Here is a 26,668-nt window from a genome sequence, read left to right as displayed (position 1 = left end):
GCGGGAGTCTAAGCCGGCGCACGCGCTGGCGCACTCATCCGGCTTGGCCCAGCACCAGGCGCGCGCCGTGCGTGCGCGCGGGATCCAGCACGCGGGCGGGCGACCCCGCGGCTGCGTGCAGGCGGCAGGCAAACGGGCCTTCGCCGTGCCCGCGCAAACGTGCGCGGGCGGCGTCGAAAGCGCTGTGGGGTGACGGATCGGTTGCTATGAATTGAATAGCTATATCCGCTTGATCAGCCAGCGCCAGCGGCCCGAAAAGCTCGAAATCGGTGCCACCCAGGCGGTAGCGCAGGCCGGCCATGTCGCCGTCGCGCCCCGCCCACTGCCACGACAGCGCCGTGCCCAGCAGCGCCTGGTGGCGGCGGGCGGTCTGCGCCAGGTCGTGCGTGGCCATCTGCACGCAGGCAACGCCCGTGGCGCCGTTGGCGTGCTGCCGCGCCGCACCTTCGGGCACGCGCAGCGCGCGCGGGGTCAGGTCGGCGCACAGAAAGGGCACGTCGGGTGTGTCGTGGCGCGCGGTTTCCCAGCGCACGTCGGCGCCGTCGGGCCGCGCGCGGCGGCCGGGCACGGGGCCGCGCAAGGTGTGCAGCCCGCGCGCGTGCGCGGCCGCCAGCGCGGCGGGCACGCTGGCCGGCCACAGCGCGTAGTCGACCAGCCCGTCGCCATGCGCGTCGAGCGTGCGCCACCAGGCCTCGTCGGGCGCCGCGGCGCGCCAGGCCTTCAGTTCCAGGTAGGCGCCGTCGTCGAACACGATCAGCGCGTTGTGCGAGCTGCGGCCCGTGTGTTCGCCGCCCGGCGTGACGGTGAAACCCAGCGCGCGGAAATCGTCGGCAGCCGCGGCCAGGTCGTGCACCGCCAGCACGACGTGGTCAAGTTGTGGCCTATGGCTCATTTGACGCGAGGATCAGCCGCCGCCGGGCCGCTCCCAAGGCGGCTGCGGCCCCCTCGGGGGCAGCGCAGCACACGCAGTGGCGTAGCGTGGGGGCATGGTCAGCCGCCGCCGGGCCGCTCCCAAGGCGGCTGCGGCCCCCTCGGGGGGCAGCGCAGCACACGCAGTGGCGTAGCGTGGGGGCGCATCTCACTCGTCCAGCTTCAGCTTGGTCTGCTTGATGAACTTGTCCCAGCGGTCGTGCTGCTCGCGCGCGTAACGGTCGAGCGATAGGCCGTCGGTGGCCATCACCTCGAAGCCGGCGGCCGTGAGCTTGTTCGCCACGTCGGGCGTGTGCAGCGTGGCCTGGAACTCGTCGGTCAGCCGCTTGACGGTGGCCGGCGGCGTGGCGCTGGGCGCGAAGATGCCGATCCACGAATACGCTTCAAAGCCCGGAAAGCCCGATTCGGCCACCGTCGGTACGTGGGGCAGGTCGGGCAGGCGCTTGGCGCCCGTCACGGCCAGCGGCTTGACCTTGCCGGCGGCAATCTGGCCTTTGAGCGCGGCATAGGACAGCAGCGTCAGGCTGGCCTGGTCGCTGACCACCGCGGCCACGGCCGGCCCGCCACCGCCATACGGCACGTGCAGCACGAAGGTGTTGGACTTGCGCTTGATGTCTTCCATCACCAGATGGTTCATCGAACCGACGCCGGTCGACGCATAGCTGAACTTGCCCGGCGCCTTGCGCGCGGCGTCCAGGAATTCACGCAGGTGGGCGCCCGGCACGCTGGGCGACGCGCCGATGACGAGCGGAAAGCGCACCGCCAGGCTGACGCCGACAAAGTCCTTGAAGGTGTCGTAGGGCAGCCGGGGCTTGGCGATGGGGTTGATGGCGTGTGTGTCGAAGCACACCAGCACCGTGTTGCCGTCGGGCGCGGCCTTGGCCACGTAGTTGGTGCCGATCTGGCTGGCCGCGCCGGGCTTGTTGTCGACGATCACGGAGCGCCTGGCCAGCTCTGACAGGCGCGGCTGCATGATGCGCGCCGTGATGTCGGTGCTGCCGCCGGGCGGAAACGTGACCACCAGCTTGAGCGGCGGCCCTTCCTGCGCCTGCGCGGGCAGGCCGAGCAGGCTGAGCAGGGCAGTGGCTGAAGTGGTTTGCAGAAGCTGGCGGCGATTGGCGCGCTGGTTCATCGTGAGTCCTCTTGACATCATGAATACTCAAAAAAACGATTGACGGCTGTCCAACCCCAAACGGCCGCGGAGCAGGCCACACCAGCGGCCGCCGTGGAGCGGGCTTGGCCCGGCCACCGGCGGCGTCCCCCTTCGGGGGAAGGCGCGCAGCGCCACAGGGGGGGTCGTCATTTCTACCCCATCCACTGGCTCACCGGCACCGCCGTGTCCTGCAACTCCTGCGAGATCACATCCACCAGCGCCGGCCCATCATGCATCAGCGCGGCCTTCAGCGTGCTCTCCACGTCGCGCGGGTCCTGCACGCGGAAGGCCTTGACGCCGAAGGCTTCGGCCACGCGGGCGTGGTCGGTGCGGTTGAAGTCGACCGAGAAGTAGCGCTCGCCATAGCCGGTCTTCTGGCTGGCCTTGATCCAGCCATAGACGCTGTTGGAGAACACGATCATCTTCAGCGGCACGCCGTAGCGCACGATGGTTTCGAGCTCGCCGCAGGTGAAGCCGAAGCTGCCGTCGCCCATGGCCGAGACGACCACCGAATCGGGCGCGCCGACCTGCGCGCCGAAGGCCGCGGCCATCGAATAGCCCAATGCGCCGTGGGCACGGTTGGTGATGAAGTGGCGGCCCGCTTCGGGCGCCTGGAAGTAGGCCGAGAAATACGGGCAGGGCGTGCCAGGGTCGGCCACGGCGATGGCCTTGGGCGGCAGCAGCTTGTTGAGCGCGGCCAGCACCACCTCGGGCCGGATGGGGGTCTGGGTGGAGGCGGCCAGCGGGGCGAAGAAGGCCTGCTTGTCGGCGCGCGCCTGCGCAGCCATTTTTTGGCCCCAGCCCTGATCGCTCGTCGCTTTGTTGCTATGGTTTTTAATGTCGTTCAGCAGCGCCTGCAGGCCCAGCCGCGCGTCGCCCACCAGCGCCACGTCGGTGCGGTAGTTGGTGCCGATGGTGGCGGCGTCCACGTCCAGGTGCAGGATGGTGACGCCGGGGCCGGGCAGCTTCCAGTGCTCGGTGGTGGTGGAGCCGGCGCGGCAGCCGATGAACAGCACCAGGTCGGCCTGTTCCAGCACGGCGCGCGTGGCGGGCACGCCGCCGTTGGTGCCGACCACGCCCACCAGCAGCGGGTGCGCGGCGGGCAGGCTGCCGTGGCCGCTGACGGTGGTGCACACCGGCGCGCCCAGGGCTTCGGCCAGCGCGGTCAGCTCGGCACAGGCGCCGGCCTGGATCACGCCGCCGCCGACGATGAGCACCGGGCACCTGGCGGCCAGCAGGCGCTCGGCGGCGTCCTGAACCGCTGCCGCGTCGGGCGCGCTGCGCAGCGCCGGAAAGGTCTGGTGGCCGGGCTGCGCCCACACGTCGGATTCGGCGATCGCGTGCTTCTGCACGTCGTAGGGCAGGCCGATGTGCGCGGCGCCGGGGCGGCCGGTGGTCATGGCGCGGAAGGCGGCCCGCACGGCGGAGGGGATTTCTTCCACGCGGTTGATCACGGTGTTCCACTTGGTCAGTGGCGCGTACAGCGCTTTCTGGTCCAGCTCGGTCAGCGGAAAACGCCCGCGCGCCGTCACCGACACGTCGGACGTGATGCCCAGCACGGCGACGGACGATTCGTTGGCCTCAACCAGCCCCGGCAGCAGGTAGGTGGCACCGCCGCCGCTCGGCCCTTCGCAGACGCCCACGCGGCCGGTGACGCGCGCATAGCCGTCGGCCATGTAGGCGGCGCTGCGTTCATCGCGCGTCAGGATGTGCGTCATGCCGTGGTCCAGCCGCGCCAGCGCGTCGTAATAAGGCAGGCTGGTGTCGCCGCACAGGCCGAAAATGTGTTGCACGCCGTTCAGCTGCAACATGCGGATCAGCGCGTCGGCGCCGGTGAAGGGGGGTCGTCATGCGGGGCGCTTTCAGGAGGGGCGGGGGCGATCAGGTCAGGCGCTGGCGCGGCACATTCGCGTTCAGCATGCAATTCAGTATACTGAAACTTCGATGACACGACAAGACAAGCACGGCGATATTTCAGGCGCGCCGTCCGGCGGCACGGGCCAGCGGGCGCACGGCGCGTCGCGGCCTGCCGGCGGCCGCGCGTCGCCGCCCGGCGCAGCGGCCAAGCCGGCGCGGCCCGACATCTCCGCCACGCGGCGCGAGCGCGGCTCCGACGTGCTGGCCCGCCTGCGCGACATGGCCATCGCCTACGAACTGAAGCCCGGCGAGCGCCTGTCCGAAATCGACCTGGCGGCGCGCCTGGGCGTCAGCCGCACGCCGGTGCGCGAGGCGCTGGCGCGGTTGGTGACGGACGGGTTCCTCGAACCCGCCAGCCGCGGCTACGTGCGCCGCCCGCTCGACGTGCAGGAGACGCTGGACCTGTACGAGGCGCGCCTGGCCGTTGAGCGCGAATGCCTGCGCCTGGCGTTGGACCGGGCCACGCCCGACCAGCTGGCCGAGGCGCAGGCCTTCCTGGCCGGCAGCAAATCGGTGCCGCCAGAAACGCCGGTGCGTGAACTGGTGGCGCTGGACGAGGGCTTTCACCTGCGCATGGCCGACATGGCGCGCAACGCCGAACTGCGCCGCCTGCTGGCCAACCTGAACGAGCGCATCCGCTTCGTCCGCTGGCTGGACATGGAGGCCGTGGGGCGCGATTCAACCCAGCGCGAGCACCAGGCGCTGCTCGACGCCCTGGCGCGCGGCGATGCCACCGCCGCCCAGCATTGCCTGGGCGAGCACATCGCGCTGCGGCGCGAGCAGGTGGTGGATGCCATTACGCGCGGGCTGGCGCGCATCTATATGCAGGGCGAATTCGAGCCGTCCTGAGGGACCCACGCGGTGCTGGAAAGGCGCCGATCCATCGGCTACGCTTGGCGCCATGCGCTACCTCCTCGCCCTCGACCAAGGCACCACCAGCAGCCGCGCCATTGCGTTTGACGAACAGGGTCGCGTGGCGGCGGTGGCGCAACGCGAATTCACGCAGCACTTTCCGCAGCCCGGCTGGGTCGAGCACGACGCGGCCGAGATCTGGGCGACCCAACTGGCCGTGGCGCGCGAATGCATGCAAAAACTGGCTGCAGCGCAGGCAGGACAAGCGCAGTCAGCTATAAAAATTGCAGCCATCGGCATCACCAACCAGCGCGAGACCACCGTGCTGTGGGACCGCGCCACGGGCGAGCCGGTGGCGCGCGCCATCGTCTGGCAGGACCGCCGCACCACCGCGCGCTGCGAGGCGCTGCGGCGCCAGGGCAAGGCGGGCCTGATCCAGCGCAAGACGGGGCTGGTGCTGGACGCCTACTTTTCCGCCACCAAGCTCGAATGGCTGCTGGACCAGACGCCCGGCGCCCGCGCGCGCGCCGAGGCGGGCGAGCTGGCCTTCGGCACCGTCGACAGCTGGCTGATCTGGAACCTGACCGGCGGCCCGCGCGGCGGCGTGCACGCCACCGACCCCAGCAATGCGTCGCGCACGCTGCTGATGAACATCCACACGCTGGACTGGGACGACGAGCTGCTGCGTCTGTTCCACATCCCGCGCGCGGTGCTGCCGCGCATCGTGCCGTCCAGCGGCGTGCTGGGCGAAACCGCGCCGGGCGTGCTGGGTGCGGCACCGATCCCCATCGCCGGCGTGGCGGGCGACCAGCAGGCGGCCACCTTCGGCCAGGCCTGCTTTGCCCCCGGCATGGCCAAGAACACCTATGGCACCGGCTGCTTCATGCTGATGAACACCGGCAGCCTGCCGGTGGCCAGCCGCAACCGACTGCTCACCACCGTGGGTTGGCAGGGGCCGGCGGCCGAGTGGGGGGGCGCGTACGGCCTACTGCCTGGAAGGGTCGGTATTCATGGCCGGCGCCACGGTGCAGTGGCTGCGCGACGGCCTGCAGATGATCCGGAGCGCGCCCGAAGTCGAAGCGCTGGCGGCCAGCGTCGAAGACAGCGGTGACGTATTTCTGGTGCCCGCCTTCGCCGGCCTGGGCGCGCCGGACTGGGACGGCCGCGCGCGCGGCACGCTGGTGGGGCTGACGCGCGGCACCACGCGCGCGCACATCGCCCGCGCCGCACTGGAGGCGATTGCGCTGCAATCGGCCGACCTGTTTGGCGCCATGAGCCGCGATTCGGGCATTGCGCTGACCGAGCTGCGCGTGGACGGCGGCGCCAGCCGCAACGACCTGCTGATGCAACTGCAGGCCGACCTGGCCGGCGTGCCCGTGGTCCGCCCGCGCGTGACCGAAACCACGGCGCTGGGCGCGGCCTACCTCGCCGGGCTGGCGACCGGCGTGTGGGCGGGCGGTGCCGATATTGCCGAGCATTGGGCGATGGACCGGCGCTTTGAGCCGCGCCTGCCCGAGCCGGCGCGCCGCCAGCGCATCGCCCGCTGGCGCGAAGCCGTGGACCGCGCACGCGGCTGGGCGCGCGATGACGTGGCGTAAGGCGCGCCGTGCGCCGGCGGGCCACAGCAGACAAAAAATCAGGTCAAAATAAGCCCGTGGCGCACGCCAGAAGCGCGCACGCTGCTATGGTTTTTGTATAAATCCACCGCCCGATGACCCGCACGCCCCTGCCGACCGACCGTTCAGCGCTGCTGGCGCGCCTTGCCGAGCCGCGCAAATACGACATCGCCATCGTCGGCGGCGGCGCCACCGGTCTGGGCGTGGCGCTGGACGCGGCCCAGCGCGGGCACAGCGTGGTGCTGATCGAGGCGCACGACTTCGCCAAGGGCACGTCGTCGCGCGCCACCAAGCTGGTGCACGGCGGCGTGCGCTACCTGGCGCAGGGCAACATCGGCCTGGTGCGTGAGGCGCTGCACGAGCGCGTGCACATCCTGAACAGCGCGCCCCATCTGGCGCAGCCGCTGCCTTTCGTGATGCCCTCGTACCGCCTGTGGGACACGCCTTTCTACGGCACGGGCCTCAAGATGTACGACCTGCTGGCCGGCAGCGCCGGCCTGGGCCGCACCGAATGGCTGTCGGCGCGCGAAACGCTTCAGATGCTGCCGGGCGCGCAGCCTCGCGGGCTGAAAGGCGGCGTGAAGTACTGGGACGGCCAGTTCGACGACGCCCGGCTGGCGCTGGCCATCGCGCGCACCGCGGCGGCGCACGGGGCGCTGCTGATCAACTACGTGTCGGCCACCGCGGTGCTGCACGACGGCGGCCGCGCCGTCGGGCTGGTGGCGCGCGACGCCGACACGGGGCGCGACTTCCGTATCCAGGCCGGCTGCATCGTCAACGCCACCGGCGTCTGGGTGGACGGCCTGCGCACGCTGGACGCGCGCGCCGCCGGACAGGGCATCAACCCCATCGTGGCGCCGAGCCAGGGCGTGCATGTGGTGGTCGACCAGGCGTTTCTGCCCGGCGAACACGCGCTGCTGGTGCCCAGCACCGCCGACGGGCGCGTGCTGTTTGCCGTGCCCTGGCTGGGCAAGCTGATCCTGGGCACCACCGACTCGCCCCGCCCCGACCTGCCGCTGGAGCCGCGGCCGGCCGATGACGAGATCGCCTTCATCCTGCGCGAAGCGGGCCAATACCTGCGGCGGGCGCCCGAACGCGCCGACATCCTCAGCACCTGGGCCGGCCTGCGCCCGCTGGTCAAGTCCAGCGGCGAGGGCGACGACACCAAGGCCATCAGCCGCGAACACACGGTGCTGGTGGCGCGCTCCGGCCTGGTCACGGTGACGGGCGGCAAGTGGACCACCTACCGTGCCATGGCCGAAGACGTGCTGGCCCGTTGCACCCAGGCTGGCGTGCTGCTGCCGCGCGGGGCGTCGCACACGGCGGGCCTGCGGATGGTCGGTGCACCCGCGCCGGGCGGCGCCCCGGTGGCGCTGAGCCAGGCGCCGGGCCTGCACCTGTACGGCAGCGAAGCCGACATCGTGAGCAGCCTGCCTGGCGCCGACCGCTGGCTGGCGCCCGGGCTGAGTGAAGCCATGGTGCGCTTTGCCGTGCGGCACGAATACGCCCGCAACGTCGAGGACGTGCTGGCGCGCCGAAGCCGCCTGCTGTTTCTGGATGCGCGTGAGGCCGCTGCGGCCGCCCCCGCCGTGGCGGCAGTGCTGGCAAGCGAATTGGGGCACTCCCCGGACCTGGCCGCCTTCGACGAGTTGGCGCAAAGCTACGCCCAGACCGGCGTCGGCGGGGGTGCTTGACAGCCCCGCCACAAACTGCCAGAATCGAGAGCTTCGCCCATTTTGGGTGAGGAATCTGCCCCTAAACCGTTCTGGTGGCTGCAAGGCTTATCCAGGGCGCGGGCCCAAGACTGATCCCGCTGGCCAGGCTGGCGGGGTGCAAGTTGGGAAACAACGAAATGATCCAGACTGAATCTCGACTCGAGGTCGCCGACAACACGGGCGCCAAATCCGTCCTGTGCATCAAGGTGCTGGGCGGCTCCAAGCGCCGCTACGCCAGCGTCGGCGACATCATCAAGGTGAGCATCAAGGAAGCTGCGCCGCGCGGCCGCGTCAAGAAGGGCGAGGTCTACAGCGCCGTGGTGGTGCGCACCGCCAAGGGCATTCGCCGCGGTGACGGCTCGCTCGTCAAGTTCGACGGCAACGCCGCCGTGCTGCTCAACAACAAGCTGGAGCCCATCGGCACCCGCATCTTCGGCCCGGTTACGCGCGAGCTGCGTTCCGAGCGCTTCATGAAGATCGTGTCGCTGGCCCCTGAAGTCCTGTAAGAAGGAAGGCGCGACATGAACAAGATTCGCAAGGGCGACGAGGTCATCGTGCTCGCCGGCCGCGACAAGGGTAAGCGTGGCACCGTCAGCCTGCGTGTGTGCGAAGAGCGCATCGTGGTGGACGGCATCAACATGGTCAAGAAGCATGCCAAGCCGAACCCCATGAAGGGCGTGACGGGTGGCATCATCGAGAAGGCCATGCCCATTCACCAGTCCAACGTGGCCATCTACAACAAGGCCACCGGCAAGGCCGACCGCGTCGGCGTCAAGACCCTGCAGGACGGCAGCCGCGTGCGCGTGTTCAAGTCCAGCGGCGAAGAGATCAAGGCCTGAGGATCATCATGGCACGACTGCAACAACATTACCGCGAAAAAGTGGCGCCCGAGCTGATGAAGAAGTTCGGCTACAAGTCGCCCATGGAGGTGCCGCGCATCACCAAGATCACGCTCAACATGGGTGTGAGCGAGGCCGTGGCGGACAAGAAGGTCATGGACAACGCCGTGGCCGACCTGACCAAGATCGCCGGCCAGAAGCCCGTGGTCACCAAGGCCAAGAAGGCCATCGCCGGCTTCAAGATCCGCGAGCAGCAGCCCATCGGCACCATGGTCACGCTGCGTGGCGTGCGCATGTACGAATTCCTGGACCGCTTTGTCACCGTCGCGCTCCCCCGCGTGCGTGACTTCCGCGGCATCTCGGGTCGCTCTTTCGATGGCCGCGGCAACTACAACGTCGGCGTCAAAGAGCAGATCATCTTCCCCGAGATCGAGTACGACAAGGTCGACGCCCTGCGCGGCCTGAACATCAGCATCACGACGACGGCCAAGAACGACGAGGAAGCCAAGGCGCTTCTGCAGGCCTTCCGTTTCCCGTTCAAGAACTGAGGTAGCGACGTGGCCAAGAAAGCTTTGATCGAACGCGAGCTCAAGCGCGAGCAGCTCGTCGCCAAATTCGCCAAGAAACACGCCGAGCTGAAAAGCATCGCCAACGACGCCAAGCGCAGCGACGACGAGCGCGCGCAGGCCCGCCTGGCGCTGCAGAAGCTCCCGCGCAACGCCAACCCGACTCGCCAGCGCAACCGCTGCGAGATGACCGGCCGCCCGCGCGGCACGTTCCGCCAGTTCGGCCTCGGCCGCGCCAAGATCCGCGAACTCGCCTTCGAAGGCCAGATTCCCGGCATCACCAAGGCCAGCTGGTAATCGGCAGGAGAGAACAACATGAGCATGAGTGATCCCATCGCCGATCTGTTGACCCGCATCCGCAACGCGCAGATGGTGGCCAAGCAGACCGTGTCGGTGCCGTCGTCCAAGGTCAAGGTGGCCATTGCCCAGGTCCTGAAGGACGAGGGCTACATCGACGGTTTCGAAGTCAAGTCCGACGGCGGCAAGTCCGAGCTGGAAATTGCCCTCAAGTACTACGCCGGTCGCCCGGTCATCGAGCGCATCGAGCGCGTCAGCCGCCCCGGCCTGCGCGTGTACAAGGGCCGCGACGCCATTCCCCAGGTCATGAACGGCCTGGGCGTGGCCATCGTGACCACGCCCAAGGGCGTGATGACCGATCGCAAGGCGCGTGCCACCGGTGTCGGCGGCGAAGTGCTCTGCTACGTCGCGTAAGGAGAAGCGAACATGTCCCGCATTGCAAAGATGGGCGTCGCCGTTCCTCAGGGCGTCGACGTTCAGATCAAGGAAGACCAGATCACCGTCAAGGGCAGCGGTGGTGAGCTCAAGCTCGCCGCCAACGACCTGGTGAACGTGGTGGCCAAGGACGGCAAGCTGTCGTTCGAGCCGGCCAACGAGTCGCGCGAAGCCAATGCCATGAGCGGCACCATGCGCCAGCTGGTGAACAACATGGTGGTGGGTGTCAGCAAGGGCTTCGAGAAGAAGCTGACGCTGGTGGGCGTAGGCTTCCGTGCCCAGGCTCAAGGCAACAAGCTGAACCTGGCCATCGGTTATTCGCACCCGGTCAACTTCGAAATGCCGGCGGGCGTCACCGTGACCACGCCGACGCCGACCGAAATCATCGTCAAGGGCGCCGATCGCCAGGTGGTGGGCCAGCTGGCCGCCAACATCCGCGACGCCCGTCCGCCCGAGCCCTACAAGGGCAAGGGTATCCGGTATGCCGACGAACGCGTCGTCATCAAGGAAACCAAGAAGAAATAAGGACCTGCATCATGATGACCAAGAAAGAGCAGCGTCTTCGTCGTGCACGTCAGACGCGCATCCGCATCGCAGACAAGGGCGTTGCCCGTCTGAGCGTGAACCGCACCAACCTGCACATCTACGCCACCGTGGTGTCCGAGGACGGCTGCCGCGTGCTGGCCAGCGCCTCCACCGCCGAGGCCGACATGCGCAAGGAGCTGGGCGCGGCTGGCAAGGGCGGCAACGTCGCTGCCGCGCAGCAGATCGGCAAGCGCATCGCCGAGCGTGCCAAGGCCGCCGGTGTCGAAAAAGTGGCTTTCGATCGCGCGGGTTTCGCGTATCACGGCCGCGTCAAGGCCCTGGCCGACGCCGCCCGTGAAGCGGGTCTGCAGTTCTAAGAAGGCAGGACAGACAAATGGCAAAGTTTCAGGCAAGAACGCAGGGTGACGGTCCGGAGGACGGCCTGCGCGAGAAGATGATCGCGGTCAACCGCGTGACCAAGGTGGTCAAGGGTGGCCGTATCCTCGGTTTCGCCGCGCTGACCGTGGTGGGCGACGGCGACGGCCGCGTCGGCATGGGCAAGGGCAAGTCCAAGGAAGTGCCCGCCGCCGTGCAGAAGGCCATGGAAGAGGCCCGCCGCAACATGCTGAAGGTGTCGCTCAAGGATGGCACCATCCACCACAACGTGACCGGCCACCATGGCGCCGCTGTCGTGATGATGGCGCCCGCCCCGCGCGGTACCGGCATCATCGCCGGCGGCCCGATGCGCGCCGTGTTTGAGGTGCTGGGCATCACCGACATCGTGGCCAAGAGCCACGGCACGTCGAACCCCTACAACATGGTGCGCGCGACGCTGGATGCGCTGCGCCACAGCACCACGCCGGCCGAAGTGGCGGCCAAGCGCGGCAAGTCGGTCGAAGACATCTTCGCCGCCTAAAGCAGGAGTCAAGACATGGCAACCGAGCAGAAAACCGTCAAGGTTCAGCTGGTTCGCAGCCCCATCGGCTGCAAGGAATCGCACCGCGCCACCGTGCGCGGCCTGGGCCTGCGCAAACTGAACAGCGTGCGCGAACTGCAGGACACGCCTGCGGTGCGCGGCATGATCAACAAGATCGACTATCTGGTCAAGATCGTCTGAGGAACCCGATCATGGAACTCAACAGCATCAAGCCCGCCGACGGCGCCAAGAAGGCGCGCCGCCGCGTGGGTCGCGGCATCGGCTCCGGCCTGGGCAAGACGGCCGGTCGCGGCCACAAGGGCCAGAAATCGCGTGCCGGTGGCTACCACAAGGTCGGCTTCGAAGGCGGCCAGATGCCGCTGCAGCGTCGCCTGCCCAAGCGTGGCTTCAAGTCGGCCTCGCTCAAGTACAACGCCGAAGTGACCCTGTCCGACCTGGAGCGCCTGGGCGCTGCCGAAGTGGACGTGCTCGCCCTCAAGAAGGCCGGGCTCGTGCGCGAGATCGTCAAGGTGGTGAAGGTCATCAAGTCCGGCGAACTGACCAAGGCCGTCAAGCTGACGGGCGTCGGCGCGACCGCCGGTGCCAAGGCTGCCATCGAGGCCGCCGGTGGTGCGTTGGCCTGAAGCATCCAGATTGTTGAAAGTGATTGAGTAGTGGCCACCAGCGGACCGCAAATCGCGAAAACCGGCAAGTACGGCGACCTGCGTCGCCGGCTGGTGTTTCTGCTGCTCGCGCTGGTCGTGTACCGCATCGGCGCGCACATTCCCGTGCCTGGCATCAACCCGGACCAGCTGCGTCAGCTGTTCCAGGGCCAGCAGGGCGGCATCCTGAACCTGTTCAACATGTTCTCGGGTGGTGCGCTGTCGCGGTTCACGGTGTTCGCGCTGGGCATCATGCCGTACATCTCGGCGTCGATCATCATGCAGTTGATGACCTACGTCGTGCCGACCTTCGAGCAGATGAAGAAGGAAGGCGAGGCGGGACGTCGCAGGATCACGCAGTACACCCGCTATGGCACGCTGGCCCTGGCGCTGTTCCAGTCGTTCGGCATCGCCGTGGCGCTGGAAGCATCGCAAGGCCTGGTCATCGCTCCGGGCTGGGGCTTCCGCCTGACCGCGGTGGTCAGCCTGACGGCCGGCACCATGTTCCTGATGTGGCTGGGCGAACAGATCACCGAGCGCGGTCTGGGCAACGGCATTTCGATCCTGATCTTCGCCGGCATTGCTGCCGGTCTGCCGAATGCCGTGGGCGGGCTGCTGGAGCTGGTGCGCACCGGCGCGATGAGCATCATCGTGGCGCTGTTCATCGTGGCCCTGGTGTGCCTGGTGACCTACTTCGTCGTGTTCGTCGAGCGCGGCCAGCGCAAGATCCTGGTGAACTACGCACGCCGTCAGGTGGGCAACAAGGTGTATGGCGGCCAGTCGTCGCACCTGCCGCTCAAGCTGAACATGGCTGGCGTGATTCCGCCGATCTTCGCGTCGTCGATCATCCTGCTGCCGGCCACCATCGTGGGCTGGTTCAGCGCGGGCGATTCGATGCGCTGGCTGAAGGACATCGCATCGACGCTGACGCCGGGGCAACCCATTTACGTCATGCTGTATGCGGCGGCCATCATCTTCTTCTGCTTCTTCTACACGGGCCTGGTGTTCAACAGTCGTGAGACGGCCGACAACCTGAAGAAGAGCGGTGCGTTCATTCCGGGCATTCGTCCGGGCGATCAGACGGCGCGGTACATCGACAAGATCCTGATGCGGCTGACGCTGGCGGGCGCCATCTACATCACGGCCGTGTGCCTGCTGCCGGAATTCCTGATCCTGCGCTACAACGTGCCGTTCTATTTCGGTGGCACGTCGCTGCTGATCCTGGTGGTGGTGACGATGGACTTCATGGCGCAGGTGCAGAACTACCTGATGAGCCAGCAGTACGAGTCATTGCTCAAGAAGGCCAATTTCAAGACTGCGCTGTGATGCGCATTGGCCGTGGTTGGCGGGGTCCGGTCCACGGTCGTAACGAGAGAGTTTTAGGAGAGTGAAATGAGAGTTTCAGCTTCGGTCAAGAAGATCTGCCGCAACTGCAAGATCATTCGCCGCAAGGGCGTGGTGCGCGTGATCTGCACCGACCCGCGCCACAAGCAGCGCCAGGGCTGATCGCCAGCGCTGGCCAAAGAGTTCAGAGGACTAGAAGACCATGGCACGTATTGCTGGTATCAACATTCCGCCGCACAAGCACGCCGAAATCGGCCTGACGGCGATCTACGGCATTGGCCGCACGCGCGCACGCAAGATCTGCGAAGCCTGTGGCATTCCGTATTCCAAGAAGGTCAAGGACCTGACGGACGCCGATCAGGAAAAGATCCGCGATGCGATCGCACAGTTCATCATCGAGGGCGACCTGCGCCGCGAGACCACGATGAACATCAAGCGCCTGATGGACATCGGCTGCTACCGCGGTTTCCGTCATCGCCGCGGTCTGCCGATGCGCGGTCAGCGCACGCGCACCAACGCCCGCACCCGCAAGGGCCCGCGCAAGGCCGCGCAGGCGTTGAAGAAGTAATCAAGGAACGGTAAAGACATGGCCAAATCTCCCGCCAGCAACGCCGCCCAGCGCGTGCGCAAGAAAGTCCGCAAGAACATTTCGGACGGCATTGCCCACGTGCACGCGTCGTTCAACAACACCATCATCACCATCAGCGACCGCCAGGGCAACGCCCTGTCGTGGGCGTCGTCGGGTGGCCAGGGCTTCAAGGGCTCGCGCAAGTCCACGCCGTTCGCGGCGCAGGTTGCGTCCGAGGTGGCCGGCCGTGCCGCGATGGAACAGGGCATCAAGAACCTGGACGTCGAGATCAAGGGCCCTGGCCCCGGTCGCGAGTCGTCGGTGCGTGCACTGGCCGCGCTGGGCATCCGCATCACGTCGATTTCTGACGTGACCCCGGTGCCGCACAACGGCTGCCGTCCGCAGAAGCGCCGCAGGATCTGATAACGACGGACCAACAAGGCGTTGCTGCGCACGCCTTGTTCTTTTGTCGGTTTTCTCGTTTTTGTTAAGCCCACCGCCGGCATCGCACGCGATTGCTGGCTCCCCCGGTAATCTGGCCGGGGCAGATCAAACCAAGGAAAATCCAAGTGGCACGTTACCTCGGCCCCAAGGCCAAACTCTCCCGCCGTGAAGGCACCGACCTGTTCCTGAAGAGCGCACGCCGCTCGATCAGCGACAAGGCCAAATTCGACGTCAAGCCCGGCCAGCACGGCCGCACTTCGGGCCAGCGCACCTCCGACTACGGTCTGCAACTGCGCGAGAAGCAGAAGGTCAAGCGCATGTACGGCGTGCTCGAAAAGCAGTTCCGCCGCTACTTTGCCGAGGCCGACCGCCGCCGTGGCAACACCGGCGCCAACCTGTTGTTCCTGCTCGAGTCTCGCCTGGACAACGTCGTGTACCGCATGGGCTTCGGCTCGACGCGCGCCGAAGCGCGTCAGCTGGTGTCGCACAAGGCCGTCACCGTGAATGGCCAGCCGGTCAACATCCCGTCGTACATGGTCAAGACCGGCGACGTGGTGGCCGTGCGCGAAAAGTCCAAGAAGCAGACCCGCGTGCAGGAAGCGCTGCAGCTGGCCGGCCAGGTGGGCTTCCCGGCATGGGTCGAAGTCAATGCCGACAAGGCCGAAGGCACGTTCAAGAAAGTGCCTGATCGCGATGAATTCGGTGCCGATATCAACGAATCGCTGATCGTCGAACTGTATTCGCGCTGATCCTTGAATTTCAGCGCGCCATCTCATCCGACCCGCCGCCCTGGCGGGTTTGGCGCTTCACCAGCCTTACCGGTGTAACGAGCCGGGGGTATTGAGAGGAAGTCTAGGAAAAATGCAAACCCAACTGCTGAAACCCAAAGCGATCAACGTCGAGCCCCTGGGCCACAACAAGGCGAAGGTCACGCTCGAGCCGTTCGAGCGCGGCTATGGCCACACCCTGGGCAACGCGCTGCGTCGCGTGCTGCTGTCGTCCATGATCGGCTATGCGCCGACCGAGGTGACGATTGCCGGCGTGCTGCACGAATACTCGTCCATCGACGGCGTGCAGGAAGACGTGGTCAACATCCTGCTCAATCTCAAGGGCGTGGTGTTCAAGCTGCACAACCGCGACGAAGTCACGTTGAGCCTGCGCAAGGACGGCGAAGGCGTGGTCACCGCCGCTGACATCCAGACTCCGCACGACGTCGAGATCATCAACCCCGAGCACGTCATTGCCAACCTGTCGCAAGGCGGCAAGCTCGACATGCAGATCAAGGTCGAGAAGGGCCGTGGCTACGTGCCGGGCACGCTGCGCCGCTACGCTGACGAGCCGACCAAGTCCATTGGCCGCATCGTGCTGGACGCGTCGTTCGCGCCCGTCAAGCGCGTCAGCTACGCCGTCGAGAACGCGCGCGTCGAGCAGCGTACCGACCTGGACAAGCTGGTCATGGAGATCGAGACCAACGGCGCCGTCAACGCCGAAGACGCCGTGCGCGCTTCCGCCAAGATTCTGGTGGAGCAGCTGGCCGTGTTCGCGCAGCTTGAGGGCAGCGTCGAAGAAGTGTTCGGTGCGCAGGCCTCCCAGCGTGGCGGGGCCGCCAGCTTCGACCCGATCCTGCTGCGTCCGGTGGACGAACTCGAACTGACCGTGCGCTCGGCCAACTGCCTGAAGGCCGAGAACATCTATTACATCGGCGACCTGATCCAGCGTACCGAGAACGAACTGCTGAAGACCCCCAACCTGGGTCGCAAGTCGCTCAACGAGATCAAGGAAGTGCTGGCGTCGCGCGGCCTAACCCTCGGCATGAAGCTCGAGAACTGGCCGCCGTCCGGCCTGGATAAAAGGTAAGTCTTGCCCTCAGGCGCTGGTGCGCCTTCCCCTTGCGGGGGATAGCACCAGTGACCGGGCCAAGGCAAGCCCGTTTCCACGGCACCCGCGCATGGCTTGCGCCGGAGCCAACTGTTTTTGAAGTAGTACCGCCCTTTGTTGGGGCACCCCGTGCAAGGGCCGTACCTGATCCGGCGGTCCTGTTAATAAAGAAACCTTTGAAAGGAAAAGCACCATGCGTCACGGCAACGGCCTTCGCAAACTCAACCGCACCAGCGCCCACCGTCAGGCGATGCTGCGCAACATGATGAACTCGCTGATCGAACACGAAGCGATCAAGACCACGGTCCCCAAGGCCAAGGAACTGCGCCGCGTCGTCGAGCCCATGATCACCCTGGCCAAGAAAGACAGCGTGGCCAACCGCCGCCTGGCCTTCGCCCGCCTGCGCGACGACGCCAGCGTGACCAAGCTGTTCACCGACCTGGGCCCGCGCTACAACGCGCGTCCGGGTGGCTACACCCGCATCCTGAAGATGGGCTTCCGCGTGGGCGACAACGCCCCCATGGCCTTCGTGGAGCTGGTCGATCGTCCGGTGGCTGCAGACGGCGAGCAAGCCGCTGAATAATCGGCTATAATTTGAGGCTTACCGCGCGATGGAGCAGTCTGGTAGCTCGTTGGGCTCATAACCCAAAGGTCGGAGGTTCAAATCCTTCTCGCGCAACCAAATAGCCAAAAAGCCCGCTCTTGCAGCGGGCTTTTTTCTTGGTGTGATGGATTTCGGCGAAGCTACCAGGCCGGCGCAGCGGCCTGACGCCGCAGGACGAAGTCGCTCTCGACCGGTACGGGCTGGCCCTCCTTGGCCAACGGCTGCCATTTGCCGCGGATTTCCGCGCCGCACGCTGCGGGCACGAGATGGCCGCTCCAGAACGCGAACAGCGTCTTGCCATCGCGCGACTCGTCCAGGTTGAATTCGCCGTCTTCCACATCGCCGGACGCGATGGAGCGCTGGCCGCCGTAGCGCAGTTCACCGCGCAGGCTGGCGTTGAATTCCGGGTGCTGCGACAGCGTGAGCTGGCCGCGCTGGCCGGATTGCACCAGCAGCAGTTCCCAGCTGCCGTGCAGCTGCGCGGCGTGCAGGCGCGTCACGTCGGGGCAGGCCACCAACGCATCGCCGTCAGGTGACGATGGATTCGTGGTCATTTGGCTTCCAGCGCAGGCGCATAAAGCGCATGCAGCTATCAAAAACGAAGTAATCCGGAGCGTTGCGGCGTTCATCGGGTGGTCTCCTGTCAGGCGCCGGTCGGCTGGCTGGCCGCACGCTGCGCAAACTCGGCGCGCAGCGCCTTCAGCTTTTCGCGCGGGTCTTCGCGCACCGTGGCCTGGTCCAGGGCCATTTCGGCGATGAAGCGGCTGGGTTGCGCCGCCACGATCTCGCGGCCCCGCTTGCGGCGGCGCGTCCAGCTGACGACCAGCGTGCGCTGCGCGCGCGTGATGCCCACGTACATCAGGCGGCGCTCTTCCTCGATGCGCGCGGCCTGTGCGGCGGCGCCCGCGTCCTCGTCGGGACGAAAGGGTAGCAGACCCTCGTTGACGCCCGCCAGCACCACGTGCGGCCATTCCAGGCCCTTGGCCGCGTGCAGGGTGGACAGCGTGACCACGTTCGGGTCCTGCTCGCGCTCGTTCAGCGTCGAGATGAGCGAAATCGTCTGCGCCACGTCGAGCAGGGTTCGCGGCTCCTCGGGGCGCGACACACCAGCGGCGTCGGCCACCTGGCCGCCACATCGATCGGCCATCCAGTCGCGGAAGTCGATCACGTTGCTCCAGCGCGCCGCCGCCTGCCCCGGGCTGTCGCTGGTGTCGTGCAGATGCTTTTCGTAATGGATGGCCGCCAGCCAATCGTCCAGCAAGGTGCGCGCAGCGTCGCGGCCGACGGCGTGGCGCGCGCGATACCGCAGGTCGTTCAGTTCGCGCCCGAACTCCTGCAGACTGCCCACCGCGCGCGCCGGCAACGCCGCGCCCAGCGAATGCGCATACAGCGCGCCGAACAGCGACAGGTGCGCCTTGGCCGCAAACTCGCTCAGCTGCGCGAGGGTCTGGTGACCGATGCCGCGCTTCGGCGTCGTGACGGCGCGCAGGAAGGCGGGGTCGTCGTCCTCGTTGACCCACAGGCGCAGCCAGGCGCACAGGTCCTTGATCTCGGCCCGGTCGAAGAAGCTCTGCCCGCCCGAAACCTTGTACGGAATCTGCGCGCGCCGCAGCGCCTGCTCGAACACCTTGGCCTGGTGGTTGGCGCGGTAGAGGATGGCAAAGTCGCGCCAGTCCTTGTGCGTCGACGTCTGCCGCAAGGACTGGATGCGCGCGACGGCGCGGTCGGCCTCGTGGGCCTCGTGGTCGCAGGCGACGACGCGCACCGGCTCGCCTTCGCCCAGCTCGGAATAGAGCCGCTTCGGAAACAGCTTGGGGTTGGGCCCGATCACGTTGTTGGCGGCGCGCAGGATGGCGCCGGTGGAGCGGTAGTTCTGCTCCAGCTTGATGACCTTCAGCTGCGGAAAGTCCAGCGGCAGGCGCCGCAGGTTGTCCAGCGTCGCGCCGCGCCAGCCGTAGATGCTCTGGTCGTCGTCGCCCACCGCGGTGAAACTGCCGCGCGCGCCGACCAGCCGCTTCATCAGCTCGTACTGCGTGGCGTTGGTGTCCTGGTACTCATCCACCAGCACATGGGCCAGCCGCGCTTGCCACTTCTCGGTCACCTGCTCATTTTGTTGTAGCAAGCGCAGGGGCAGGCCAATCAGGTCGTCGAAATCGACGCTCTGGTAGGCCGACAGGCGCTCTTCATAGCGCGCCATCAGTTGCGCGGTCTGGCGCTCGCCCTCGCTGGTGGCCTGCGCCAGCGCGGCCGCGGCGTTCAGGCCCGCGTTCTTCCAGCCGCTGATGGTCCATTGCCACTGGCGCGCGGTGGCGGCGTCGGTGGTGGTGCCGCAGTCCTTGAGCAGGCTGAGCACGTCGTCGCTGTCGAGGATGCTGAAGTGCGGCTTCAGCCCCAGCGCCGCCCCGTCTTCACGCAACAGGCGCACGCCCAGGGCGTGGAAGGTGCAGATCAGCACCTCGCCCGCCGCCTTGCCCACCAGGCCGCGCGCGCGCTCGCGCATCTCGGCGGCGGCCTTGTTGGTGAAGGTGATGGCGGCGATGCGCTTGCCGTCGACGCCGGTCTGGATCAGGCGGGCAATCTTGTGGGTGATGACGCGCGTCTTGCCCGAGCCCGCGCCGGCCAGCACCAGGCACGGCCCGCGCAGGTGGTTGACCGCGTCTTGCTGGGCCAGGTTGAGGGATGCGGTCATGAAGAGGCTGGGCAACGCGCGGGTCGTGCGATCTCAACGCGGCGTATTGAGGGCCTGAAATGGTGAGAGGTCACGGTCTAAAAAATCGGGCTAATCGCGGTGCGGAACAAACGCACATCTCATGGGTTTGTTCAAGGTCAAAAGCAGCGCCGCGCGCCCCAAAAGCCGATACGCAGGTTCTAATTTCCAAAGCGACGCGAGAGGCGATCATGCCGCACAACTTCAGGGAGATGAACTACATGACGATTGGAATCTGGGTCAAAAGCGTGTTGCTCGCTGCGGCGCTGGTGTCGACCCCCTTGGTTCAGGCCCAAAGCAAGAAATTCGAGCCCACGGCGCAGGTCGCCGGCCAAAGCCTTCAGATCAACGGGCACGGGACACGCTACCGCGCAGTCATCCCAGTCTACGAAATCGCTTTCTACACGACTTCCAAGGCTACGACCGCGGAGCAACTGCTGGCGCTGCCCGGTGCCAAGCGCGTGAGCTTCATCGCATTGCGCGATATTGCCACCGACCAGCTTGGCATTGCGATGGTGCGCGGGATGCGTGAAAACGCCGACCCTTCCCGGCACGCCGTGATCGCCGGCTTCATGGACAAGCTGTCGCGCGTCTTCAGCACCGTGACGAAAGTGGGCCCAGGGCAGACCTTCCGGCTGGACTATGTGCCGGGCAAGGGCACCACGTTCTACGTGGACAACGTGCAGAAGGGCGAAACCGTCACCGACGCCGGCTTCATCGAAGCCATGTTGCGCATCTGGGTTGGCCCAGGCCGGTGGACAGCCGTTTGAAGGATGCGTTGCTGGGTGCGCCGCCCAAGTCGACCGACACGCTGCACCAGGGCTGACGCGCGCCGCGCGGCAAAGGCCGGGCGCGGGGCGGCTCAGCCGACGATTTGATATCGTGCAAGGCGTTTTGTCGCCTCGACCGCTCGCCTTGGCCGAAATCCTCGCCGTCACCTTTCCGTTCTTCGCCCTCGTGCTGTGCGGCTACCTGGCCGCGCGCTCGCGCCTGCTGCCGATCGACGCGGTGCCGGGGCTGAACATGTTCGTGCTGTATTTCGCGCTGCCGTGCATGTTGTGGCGGTTCGGCAGCACGACGCCCCTGCTGCAGCTGTTCGACCCGATGATCGCCGCGGTGTGGCTGGCGGCGGCGGCGGTGCTGATCGCCAGCACCACATGGCTCGCGCGGCGCCAGGGCGCCGGCTGGCCCGACGCCGCACTGGGCGCGCTGGTCGCGGCATTTCCCAACTCGGGCTTCATGGGGGTGCCGCTCATTCTGGCCCTGCTGGGTGCGCAGGCGGTGGGGCCGGTGATGGCGACGCTGCTGGTGGACCTGGTGGTGACGACCTCGCTGTGCATCGGGCTGGCCCATCTGGGCGCAGGTGCGGCGGACGGGCAAGGCCCCCTGCAGGCCGTGGCGCGCACGTTGAAAGGCGTACTGCGCAACCCGATGCCGTGGTCGATTCTGCTGGGCGCCTTGTCGGGCGCGCTCGGGTTGGCCTTGTGGGCGCCGTTGGGTCGCGCTGTTGAACTGCTGGCCGACGCCGCATCGCCCGTGGCCTTGTTCACCATCGGTGCCGTGCTGGCGCGCTCACAGATGCAGGTGAAAGCCGCGCCCGTCCAGGCGCGCCTGAACGACGTCGGCGCCGTCACCGCGGCCAAGCTGCTGCTCCATCCGATGTTGGTGTGGGGCCTGGGCACGCTGGCAGCCACGACAGGCGCGTTACCGCCTGCGGCGCTGGTGCCGCTGGTGCTGACGGCCGCTTTGCCATCGGCCAGCAACGTGTCGCTGCTGGCCGAACGCTATGGCGCCGACAACGGGCGCGTGGCGCGCATCATCCTCTGGTCCACCGCGCTGGCGTTCTTTACCTTCGCGGGCGCGGTGGCTTTGCTGCGCTGAAGCGCAGCGAATCGCTCGCTTAACGGCTGGCGGGCGGCAGGGTCATGGGCTGCTGCGCGCGAATGGCGGCGTCCAGCTCGGTCTGGGGCATGGTGGTCACGCTTTCGCGCACCAGGCCGCCACCGATCACGCTGCCCGACACTTCGCCCTGGCCGCGCACGCGCGCTTCGCAGTCGGTCTTGTAGAAAGCGGGCAGGTTGGCGCAGCGCGCCAGGGCGTTGGCCATGGCCTGGTCGGACGACACCGCCGCCAGCTGGCCGCCACGCGCATTGCGTGCTTCCTTGCGGGCTGCGTTCGGGTCCAGGTTGGTCTGGGCGGGGCTCATCTGCGCCAGCGCGGGCAGGGCGACGGCGCCAGACAGCGCCAGCAGGGTCAGCAGTTTCTTCATGGTCGATTCCTTTCTGATCGGGGGGGCGGCAGCCGCCACGGTGGCTGCCGCTGTCATCGGGCCTGGCGCCAGGGCAAGGCCCGCTCGGTAGCGACCGACTCTAGCCACGGGTGTGGGCCGGCCCTGTCGGACAAGGCCTCAAGTCCGGGACAGCGCGGGCGGCGCGTCGATCAGACCGCCAGCGGGTCCACGTCCACCGCCCAGCGGACGACGCCGCGGTGTGCCGGCTGCGCGCGCAAGGCGTGCAGGCAGGGCTGGCACGCCGCCAGCACGCGCTGCAAGGCCGCGCGGCTCGAGCTTTCCAGCAGCATCTGGGCGCGCTCGATGCCGGCCACGCGCTGCACGGCCAGCGGCACCGCCGGGTACCAATGCACGTGCGCCGCTGCCGGGTCGGCGCGCGTGGCGTCACGGGCGGCCTCGGCCACGGCCGTCAGAAAGGCCTGCGCCGCGTCCTGGGTGCGCGCTTCGGCGCGCAGCAATGCCAGGTGCGCATGCGGCGGCAGGCCGGCCTGCGCGCGCTCGGCCAGTTCGCGCGCCGCAAAACCGGGGTAGTCGTGCGCCTTGAGCGATCCGAACAAGGGGTGCTGCGGGTGATGCGTCTGCACCCACATCTCGGCCTGGCCCGTGCGCGTGTCGCGCCCGGCGCGCCCTGCGGCCTGCATCAGCAGCGCAAACAACCGCTCCGGTGCGCGGAAGTCGCTCGAAAACAGCGCCGCATCGGGGTTGACGGCGGCCACCAGCGTGACGCGCCGAAAGTCGTGTCCCTTGGCGATCATCTGCGTGCCCACCAGCACATCGACCTCGCCCGCATGCACGCGCGCCAGGCTGGCTTCGAGCTGCCCTGCGCCGCGCGTGGAATCGGCGTCGACGCGGGCCACGCGCACGCGCTCGCCATCCGGCCGCGTGGCGTCCGCCAGCCATTCGACGAGGCGCTCCTCCAGTTGCTCGGTGCCGCGCCCGCGCGTGCCGATGTCCAGGTTGCCGCAGGCCGGGCAGGCGCGCGGCACGCGCTCGGTCAGGCCGCAGTGGTGGCAGCGCAGGGTGCGGTCGATCTTGTGGAAGACGCGGAAGGCGCTGCAGTGGGGACACTCGCTGTGCCAGCCGCAGTCGGCGCAGTGCAGCACCGGCGCCCAGCCGCGGCGGTTCAGCAGCAGCAGCGACTGTTCGCCGCGCGCCGCGCGCTCGGCAATGGCCGCCATCAGCGGCGGCGCGATCAGCGCGTCGCGCGGCTGTCGGCCCATGTCGACGCGGCGCACGCGGGGCAGGCCCAGCGCAGGGTCGTCGTCCGGCCCCAGCCCCACGCGGCGCGGCATGGCCAGGCGCACGTAGCGCCCCGGCCCGTCGGGCGCGGGCGTGCTGGCGTGCCAACTTTCGAGCGACGGCGTGGCCGAGCCCAGCACCACCGTGGCGCCGGTCAGCTTGCCGCGGTACACGGCCAGGTCGCGTGCCGAATAGCGCGCCCCTTCCTGCTGCTTGTAGCTGGGGTCGTGCTCTTCGTCGACCACGATCAGCCGCAGCCCCGGCAGCGAGGCCAGCACGGCCACGCGCGTGCCCAGCACGATGCGCGCCTGGCCCAGGTGCGCGCTCAGCCAGGCCGCCAGGCGCTGCGCGGGTGTCAGCCCGCTGTGCATCGCCACCACGGCGCCGGTGCCAAAGCGCTCGGCAAAGCGGGCCAGCAGCTGGGGCGTGAGGTTGATCTCGGGCACCAGCACCAGCACCTGGGCCGATGCGTGCTGCGCCAGGGCACGTGCCGCCGCGCGCAGGTACACCTCGGTCTTGCCACTGCCGGTGGCGCCGAACAGCAGAAACGGCCCGCCGCCTTCATCGACGCGCGCCAGCGCCGCGGCCTGCTCGCCGGTCAAGGTGCGACAGTCGTCGGCCGGGGCATCTTCTGGTGGCGCCGCGCCCGCCAGCCGCTTCAGGCGCCGCGCCAGCTGCACGCCGGTCAGCGTGCGCAACTGGGGCGGCAGCGCGGCCAGTGCCACTTCGCCCAGTGCGCGCTGGTAATAGCGCGCTGTGAAGCCGATCAGCGCCCGCCAGTCGTCGGTGAGCGGCGGCAGGCCGTCAAAGCCGCCGGCGATGGCGCGCACCTGGGGCGCGAGCTCAGCCGACGGCGCAGGCGCTTCGCCCCAGACGACGCCCAGCACCTCGCGCGCGCCCAGCGGCACGCGCACGATGCTGCCGGCGGGCAAGGGCGCGTCCGCGCGGTAGGTCAGGGGCTCGCCCAGCCCGCTGTGGGCGGGCGTGGGGACAGCCACCGACAGCCAGTGGGTCATGCCTTGTCGCCCTTGTAGGCAAAAGCATGTAATTCACTTGCACTAACGATGCTAAGTCGTTGTTTTGAAAGTCGAACCCGAGTCATGCCCAATTTCTGTGGATAACTTTGTTGACATTTCCCCGCCGCGGGCCGGGAGCCCTTGTCCATCAAGGCTTTAGTTAGGCTGCCCACCAAAAGAGCAGAACTTGAAACTCAATAAAATCAATCACTTACGAGCGCTTCGCGTTTTGTAGCGCGCATCGTTTTGCAACACGTGCCGCGGGCGGACAGCGTCGGCATTTGTGCATAAGTCAAGCCCTGAATGCGTCGGAAAGCGCAAAAAAAACGTCGCAGCCCCTTGACGCCGCCCGGCGCTGCGCGTAAGCACCGTCCTACGCGCGGCCCCGTTCAGGCCGCGCGCAGGCGGCGCGAGTGCTGGTGGACCTCATCCACCAGGTGTTCGACATGCTCGGGCGGGGTGAACTGGCTGATGCCATGGCCCAGGTTGAAGATGTGGGTGCTGCCCGGCGCGGCCGCGTCGACGTGGGGGGCGCCCAAAGCTGTCGAGCACCCGCCGGACTTCGGTGCGGATCGCCTCGGGCGGGGCGAACAGCACGTTCGGGTCGATGTTGCCCTGCAAGGCCTTCGGGGTGCTGCCAAAGGCTCTTTTTTGGCCTCCAGCGCTTGCTGCATCTGCGCCGGAAGCTATGAATTCAGGAGTATTTCGTCCGGCGGCTTCCACCACGATGCGGCGCGCCGCGCCGAGGTTCATGGTCCAGTCCAGCCCCAGCACGTCGCAGTCGAGCGACGTCATCTCGGGCAGCCACAGCCCGCCACCCTTGGTGAACACGATGCGCGGCACCACGGCGCCGTCGGCGCCGGTGCGCTTCAGCTGCGACAGCACGCGGCGCGTGTAGGCCAGGCTGAAATCCTGGAAGGCGCCATCGGCCAGCACGCCGCCCCAGCTGTCGAAGATCATCGCGGCCTGCGCCCCGGCGTCGATCTGCGCGTTGAGGTATCGCGCCACCGCGTCGGCGTTGACGGCCAGCACCCGGTGCATCAGGTCGGGTCGCGCGTACATCAGCGACTTGACGTGGCGGTAGTCCGAACTGCCGCCGCCTTCGACCATGTAGCACGCCAGCGTCCACGGGCTGCCCGAAAAGCCGATCAGCGGCACGCGGCCGTTCAGCGCCTGGCGGATCGACGCGACGGCGTCGAACACGTAGCGCAGCTTGTTCATGTCGGGCACGGCCAACGCGGCCACAGCCGGTTCATCGCGCACCACGCGCTCGAACTTGGGGCCTTCTCCCTGCTGGAACGACAGGCCCAGCCCCATCGCGTCCGGCACGGTGAGGATGTCGGAGAACAGGATCGACGCATCCAGCGGGTAGCGCGCCAGCGGCTGCAGGGTGACCTCGGTCGCGTAGTCGACGTTGGTCGCCAACCCCATGAAGCTGCCGGCCTGTGCACGCGTGGCGCAGTACTCCGGCAGATAGCGGCCGGCCTGGCGCATCAGCCAGACGGGCGTGTGGTCGGTGGCCTGACCCAGGCAGGCGCGAAGAAAGGTGTCGTTTTGCAGGGGGGCGAAGCTCATGGGCTCCATTGTCTCAGGCTGGCGCCCGCTGGCCAGCGCGCCATCGCACGGGCGGCGGTTGGCGCGCAGGCAAGGCCGCAAGTCCCATGAAAAACGCCCGCGGGTGCGGGCGTGGGGGCAATTCGGCGCCAGGACGGCCCGGCGGCGTCAATCGCCGCTGGGCGTGGCCAGTTCGCGCATCAGCTCCATCCGCAGTTGCTGCAGCACTGGCACCAGCACGCCGGCCGCATCGCGGCCCAGGGCGGGGCCGACCTGCGCCATGCGCTGTTCGATGCGGGCCTGCGACTGCGCCAGCACGCCCGGGTCCGGCGCGCGGCCTTCGGCGGCGGCGCGCGCCGACTGCTCGAAGCCGCCCAGCAGGGCGTCGAAATCCATGCCTGCCAGGGCGCGCGCCACCAGTGCCTCGACCACGCCGCCGTCCAGCAGGCGCTCCAGCGAATCACCCGGCGCGGCGTGCGCGGGCAGGCTGGTCAGGCCCGCGGCCAGGGCCAGCGTGGCGGTCAGGGTGGCGGTGGAGCGGCGCATGGGGCGAATCCTTCCTGGGTGAGCGTGTGACAGATTGCTGCACAGCCTAACGTTC

At 67.9% G+C, this 26,668-nt stretch carries 29 protein-coding genes, 1 tRNA gene and 2 pseudogenes; 23 read left to right on the top strand and 9 right to left on the bottom strand.

Translation table 11 applies throughout. The features are described 5' to 3' along the window. Window positions 1-34: 34 nt before the first annotated feature. The 3 genes from R0D99_RS15455 to R0D99_RS15445 form a co-directional block, all read right to left on the bottom strand. A complete protein-coding gene (locus tag R0D99_RS15455) occupies window positions 35-892 on the bottom strand; it encodes a VOC family protein (RefSeq protein WP_317749068.1) in 858 nt (285 codons plus the stop codon). Window positions 893-1,078: 186 nt separating this feature from the next. Continuing rightward, the gene (locus tag R0D99_RS15450) at window positions 1,079-2,062 is read right to left on the bottom strand and encodes a tripartite tricarboxylate transporter substrate binding protein (RefSeq protein WP_317749067.1); all 984 of its coding nucleotides are present in this window, start codon (window positions 2,060-2,062) and stop codon (window positions 1,079-1,081) included. 173 nt (window positions 2,063-2,235) lie between these two features. Next, complete coding sequence (locus R0D99_RS15445; RefSeq protein WP_317749066.1) at window positions 2,236-3,894, bottom strand: thiamine pyrophosphate-binding protein; 1,659 nt, start codon at window positions 3,892-3,894, stop codon at window positions 2,236-2,238. A gap of 325 nt (window positions 3,895-4,219) precedes the next feature. On the opposite strand from R0D99_RS15445, the gene R0D99_RS15440 reads away from it, so the two are divergent. The 21 genes and pseudogenes from R0D99_RS15440 to R0D99_RS15340 all read left to right on the top strand — a co-directional run bounded on the left by R0D99_RS15440 (window position 4,220) and on the right by R0D99_RS15340 (window position 17,339). Beyond that, a complete protein-coding gene (locus R0D99_RS15440; RefSeq protein ID WP_317751136.1) occupies window positions 4,220-4,849 on the top strand; it encodes a GntR family transcriptional regulator in 630 nt (209 codons plus the stop codon). A gap of 52 nt (window positions 4,850-4,901) precedes the next feature. Beyond that, a pseudogene (gene glpK / locus R0D99_RS15435) lies at window positions 4,902-6,450 on the top strand (glycerol kinase GlpK). Between the two features lie 113 nt (window positions 6,451-6,563). Then, entirely contained in the window at window positions 6,564-8,162 is a 1,599-nt protein-coding gene (locus tag R0D99_RS15430; RefSeq protein ID WP_317749065.1) for a glycerol-3-phosphate dehydrogenase/oxidase, read from the top strand. A 158-nt stretch (window positions 8,163-8,320) separates the two neighbouring features. After that, window positions 8,321-8,689: a 50S ribosomal protein L14 gene (gene rplN, locus R0D99_RS15425; RefSeq protein WP_317749064.1), complete on the top strand. Its 369-nt coding sequence runs from the start codon at window positions 8,321-8,323 to the stop codon at window positions 8,687-8,689. 15 nt (window positions 8,690-8,704) lie between these two features. After that, the gene (gene rplX, locus R0D99_RS15420; protein WP_317749063.1) at window positions 8,705-9,022 is read left to right on the top strand and encodes a 50S ribosomal protein L24; all 318 of its coding nucleotides are present in this window, start codon (window positions 8,705-8,707) and stop codon (window positions 9,020-9,022) included. Between the two features lie 8 nt (window positions 9,023-9,030). Beyond that, entirely contained in the window at window positions 9,031-9,570 is a 540-nt protein-coding gene (rplE, locus tag R0D99_RS15415) for a 50S ribosomal protein L5 (RefSeq protein WP_317749062.1), read from the top strand. Between the two features lie 9 nt (window positions 9,571-9,579). Then, on the top strand, window positions 9,580-9,885 hold the full coding sequence (rpsN, locus tag R0D99_RS15410; protein WP_317749061.1) for a 30S ribosomal protein S14: 306 nt from the start codon (window positions 9,580-9,582) through the stop codon (window positions 9,883-9,885). Between the two features lie 18 nt (window positions 9,886-9,903). Then, window positions 9,904-10,299, top strand: a complete 396-nt coding sequence (gene rpsH, locus R0D99_RS15405) for a 30S ribosomal protein S8 (RefSeq protein WP_317749060.1) — start codon at window positions 9,904-9,906, stop codon at window positions 10,297-10,299. 12 nt (window positions 10,300-10,311) lie between these two features. Next, window positions 10,312-10,845, top strand: a complete 534-nt coding sequence (gene rplF, locus R0D99_RS15400) for a 50S ribosomal protein L6 (protein ID WP_317749059.1) — start codon at window positions 10,312-10,314, stop codon at window positions 10,843-10,845. 11 nt (window positions 10,846-10,856) lie between these two features. Next, window positions 10,857-11,222 carry a 50S ribosomal protein L18 gene (rplR, locus tag R0D99_RS15395; protein ID WP_317749058.1) on the top strand — a complete coding sequence of 122 codons (366 nt, stop codon included), beginning with the start codon at window positions 10,857-10,859 and terminating at the stop codon, window positions 11,220-11,222. Between the two features lie 17 nt (window positions 11,223-11,239). After that, entirely contained in the window at window positions 11,240-11,761 is a 522-nt protein-coding gene (rpsE, locus tag R0D99_RS15390) for a 30S ribosomal protein S5 (RefSeq protein WP_317749057.1), read from the top strand. Between the two features lie 15 nt (window positions 11,762-11,776). Continuing rightward, window positions 11,777-11,962 (top strand): 50S ribosomal protein L30, encoded by a 186-nt coding sequence (gene rpmD, locus R0D99_RS15385; protein ID WP_180550655.1) that lies wholly within the window; start codon window positions 11,777-11,779, stop codon window positions 11,960-11,962. Window positions 11,963-11,973: 11 nt separating this feature from the next. Then, entirely contained in the window at window positions 11,974-12,405 is a 432-nt protein-coding gene (gene rplO, locus R0D99_RS15380) for a 50S ribosomal protein L15 (protein ID WP_317749056.1), read from the top strand. 30 nt (window positions 12,406-12,435) lie between these two features. Next, window positions 12,436-13,749 carry a preprotein translocase subunit SecY gene (secY, locus tag R0D99_RS15375; protein WP_317749055.1) on the top strand — a complete coding sequence of 438 codons (1,314 nt, stop codon included), beginning with the start codon at window positions 12,436-12,438 and terminating at the stop codon, window positions 13,747-13,749. Between the two features lie 66 nt (window positions 13,750-13,815). Further along, window positions 13,816-13,929: a 50S ribosomal protein L36 gene (gene rpmJ, locus R0D99_RS15370; RefSeq protein WP_011481465.1), complete on the top strand. Its 114-nt coding sequence runs from the start codon at window positions 13,816-13,818 to the stop codon at window positions 13,927-13,929. A gap of 40 nt (window positions 13,930-13,969) precedes the next feature. Then, window positions 13,970-14,335: a 30S ribosomal protein S13 gene (rpsM, locus tag R0D99_RS15365; protein ID WP_317749051.1), complete on the top strand. Its 366-nt coding sequence runs from the start codon at window positions 13,970-13,972 to the stop codon at window positions 14,333-14,335. Window positions 14,336-14,353: 18 nt separating this feature from the next. Continuing rightward, window positions 14,354-14,758: a 30S ribosomal protein S11 gene (gene rpsK, locus R0D99_RS15360; RefSeq protein WP_317749050.1), complete on the top strand. Its 405-nt coding sequence runs from the start codon at window positions 14,354-14,356 to the stop codon at window positions 14,756-14,758. Window positions 14,759-14,904: 146 nt separating this feature from the next. Then, complete coding sequence (gene rpsD, locus R0D99_RS15355) at window positions 14,905-15,528, top strand: 30S ribosomal protein S4 (RefSeq protein ID WP_317749049.1); 624 nt, start codon at window positions 14,905-14,907, stop codon at window positions 15,526-15,528. Between the two features lie 112 nt (window positions 15,529-15,640). Further along, window positions 15,641-16,636: a DNA-directed RNA polymerase subunit alpha gene (locus R0D99_RS15350; RefSeq protein WP_317749048.1), complete on the top strand. Its 996-nt coding sequence runs from the start codon at window positions 15,641-15,643 to the stop codon at window positions 16,634-16,636. A gap of 214 nt (window positions 16,637-16,850) precedes the next feature. Beyond that, window positions 16,851-17,240, top strand: coding sequence for a 50S ribosomal protein L17 (gene rplQ / locus R0D99_RS15345; protein WP_317749046.1), 390 nt, complete (start codon window positions 16,851-16,853; stop codon window positions 17,238-17,240). 22 nt (window positions 17,241-17,262) lie between these two features. Beyond that, window positions 17,263-17,339: transfer RNA gene (locus R0D99_RS15340), tRNA-Met, on the top strand. Window positions 17,340-17,401: 62 nt separating this feature from the next. Here the strand turns inward: R0D99_RS15340 and R0D99_RS15335 are convergent. Together R0D99_RS15335 and R0D99_RS15330 are read right to left on the bottom strand one after the other, a co-directional pair. Beyond that, window positions 17,402-17,815, bottom strand: a complete 414-nt coding sequence (locus R0D99_RS15335; RefSeq protein WP_317749045.1) for a hypothetical protein — start codon at window positions 17,813-17,815, stop codon at window positions 17,402-17,404. An 89-nt stretch (window positions 17,816-17,904) separates the two neighbouring features. Next, window positions 17,905-19,950 (bottom strand): ATP-dependent helicase, encoded by a 2,046-nt coding sequence (locus R0D99_RS15330; protein WP_317749044.1) that lies wholly within the window; start codon window positions 19,948-19,950, stop codon window positions 17,905-17,907. A 209-nt stretch (window positions 19,951-20,159) separates the two neighbouring features. Here R0D99_RS15330 and R0D99_RS15325 point away from each other — a divergent pair, with 209 nt between their 5' ends. After that, window positions 20,160-20,738 (top strand): chalcone isomerase family protein, encoded by a 579-nt coding sequence (locus R0D99_RS15325; RefSeq protein WP_317749043.1) that lies wholly within the window; start codon window positions 20,160-20,162, stop codon window positions 20,736-20,738. 145 nt (window positions 20,739-20,883) lie between these two features. Further along, the gene (locus tag R0D99_RS15320; protein ID WP_317749042.1) at window positions 20,884-21,849 is read left to right on the top strand and encodes an AEC family transporter; all 966 of its coding nucleotides are present in this window, start codon (window positions 20,884-20,886) and stop codon (window positions 21,847-21,849) included. 19 nt (window positions 21,850-21,868) lie between these two features. On the opposite strand, the gene R0D99_RS15315 is transcribed toward R0D99_RS15320, so the two are convergent. From R0D99_RS15315 to R0D99_RS15300, 4 genes and pseudogenes are all read right to left on the bottom strand, one after another. Next, a complete protein-coding gene (locus R0D99_RS15315; protein WP_317749041.1) occupies window positions 21,869-22,237 on the bottom strand; it encodes a hypothetical protein in 369 nt (122 codons plus the stop codon). Between the two features lie 170 nt (window positions 22,238-22,407). Continuing rightward, a complete protein-coding gene (gene priA / locus R0D99_RS15310) occupies window positions 22,408-24,513 on the bottom strand; it encodes a replication restart helicase PriA (protein WP_317749040.1) in 2,106 nt (701 codons plus the stop codon). Between the two features lie 389 nt (window positions 24,514-24,902). Continuing rightward, window positions 24,903-26,088, bottom strand: a pseudogene (gene hemE / locus R0D99_RS15305) (uroporphyrinogen decarboxylase). Window positions 26,089-26,235: 147 nt separating this feature from the next. Continuing rightward, window positions 26,236-26,613 carry a hypothetical protein gene (locus tag R0D99_RS15300; protein WP_317749039.1) on the bottom strand — a complete coding sequence of 126 codons (378 nt, stop codon included), beginning with the start codon at window positions 26,611-26,613 and terminating at the stop codon, window positions 26,236-26,238. Window positions 26,614-26,668: the final 55 nt, after the last annotated feature.

It is taken from the genome of Ottowia sp. SB7-C50 (genome assembly GCF_033110285.1).
Lineage (GTDB): Bacteria > Pseudomonadota > Gammaproteobacteria > Burkholderiales > Burkholderiaceae_C > Ottowia.
Note: the sequence above shows the minus strand (reverse complement) of the source record. Positions and strands in the feature narration are given on the sequence as shown.

Excerpts from the sequence above, each read along its gene's own strand:
- R0D99_RS15455 (WP_317749068.1), bottom strand. The coding sequence starts at position 892 with ATGAGCCATAGGCCACAACTTGACCACGTCGTGCTGGCGGTGCACGAC.
- R0D99_RS15450 (WP_317749067.1), bottom strand. The coding sequence starts at position 2,062 with ATGAACCAGCGCGCCAATCGCCGCCAGCTTCTGCAAACCACTTCAGCC.
- R0D99_RS15445 (WP_317749066.1), bottom strand. The coding sequence starts at position 3,894 with ATGTTGCAGCTGAACGGCGTGCAACACATTTTCGGCCTGTGCGGCGAC.
- R0D99_RS15440 (WP_317751136.1), top strand. The coding sequence starts at position 4,220 with ATGGCCATCGCCTACGAACTGAAGCCCGGCGAGCGCCTGTCCGAAATC.
- R0D99_RS15430 (WP_317749065.1), top strand. The coding sequence starts at position 6,564 with ATGACCCGCACGCCCCTGCCGACCGACCGTTCAGCGCTGCTGGCGCGC.
- rplN (WP_317749064.1), top strand. The coding sequence starts at position 8,321 with ATGATCCAGACTGAATCTCGACTCGAGGTCGCCGACAACACGGGCGCC.
- rplX (WP_317749063.1), top strand. The coding sequence starts at position 8,705 with ATGAACAAGATTCGCAAGGGCGACGAGGTCATCGTGCTCGCCGGCCGC.
- rplE (WP_317749062.1), top strand. The coding sequence starts at position 9,031 with ATGGCACGACTGCAACAACATTACCGCGAAAAAGTGGCGCCCGAGCTG.
- rpsH (WP_317749060.1), top strand. The coding sequence starts at position 9,904 with ATGAGCATGAGTGATCCCATCGCCGATCTGTTGACCCGCATCCGCAAC.
- rplF (WP_317749059.1), top strand. The coding sequence starts at position 10,312 with ATGTCCCGCATTGCAAAGATGGGCGTCGCCGTTCCTCAGGGCGTCGAC.
- rplR (WP_317749058.1), top strand. The coding sequence starts at position 10,857 with ATGATGACCAAGAAAGAGCAGCGTCTTCGTCGTGCACGTCAGACGCGC.
- rpsE (WP_317749057.1), top strand. The coding sequence starts at position 11,240 with ATGGCAAAGTTTCAGGCAAGAACGCAGGGTGACGGTCCGGAGGACGGC.
- rpmD (WP_180550655.1), top strand. The coding sequence starts at position 11,777 with ATGGCAACCGAGCAGAAAACCGTCAAGGTTCAGCTGGTTCGCAGCCCC.
- rplO (WP_317749056.1), top strand. The coding sequence starts at position 11,974 with ATGGAACTCAACAGCATCAAGCCCGCCGACGGCGCCAAGAAGGCGCGC.
- rpmJ (WP_011481465.1), top strand. The coding sequence starts at position 13,816 with ATGAGAGTTTCAGCTTCGGTCAAGAAGATCTGCCGCAACTGCAAGATC.
- rpsM (WP_317749051.1), top strand. The coding sequence starts at position 13,970 with ATGGCACGTATTGCTGGTATCAACATTCCGCCGCACAAGCACGCCGAA.
- rpsK (WP_317749050.1), top strand. The coding sequence starts at position 14,354 with ATGGCCAAATCTCCCGCCAGCAACGCCGCCCAGCGCGTGCGCAAGAAA.
- R0D99_RS15350 (WP_317749048.1), top strand. The coding sequence starts at position 15,641 with ATGCAAACCCAACTGCTGAAACCCAAAGCGATCAACGTCGAGCCCCTG.
- rplQ (WP_317749046.1), top strand. The coding sequence starts at position 16,851 with ATGCGTCACGGCAACGGCCTTCGCAAACTCAACCGCACCAGCGCCCAC.
- R0D99_RS15335 (WP_317749045.1), bottom strand. The coding sequence starts at position 17,815 with ATGACCACGAATCCATCGTCACCTGACGGCGATGCGTTGGTGGCCTGC.
- R0D99_RS15330 (WP_317749044.1), bottom strand. The coding sequence starts at position 19,950 with ATGACCGCATCCCTCAACCTGGCCCAGCAAGACGCGGTCAACCACCTG.
- R0D99_RS15325 (WP_317749043.1), top strand. The coding sequence starts at position 20,160 with ATGCCGCACAACTTCAGGGAGATGAACTACATGACGATTGGAATCTGG.
- R0D99_RS15315 (WP_317749041.1), bottom strand. The coding sequence starts at position 22,237 with ATGAAGAAACTGCTGACCCTGCTGGCGCTGTCTGGCGCCGTCGCCCTG.
- priA (WP_317749040.1), bottom strand. The coding sequence starts at position 24,513 with ATGACCCACTGGCTGTCGGTGGCTGTCCCCACGCCCGCCCACAGCGGG.
- R0D99_RS15300 (WP_317749039.1), bottom strand. The coding sequence starts at position 26,613 with ATGCGCCGCTCCACCGCCACCCTGACCGCCACGCTGGCCCTGGCCGCG.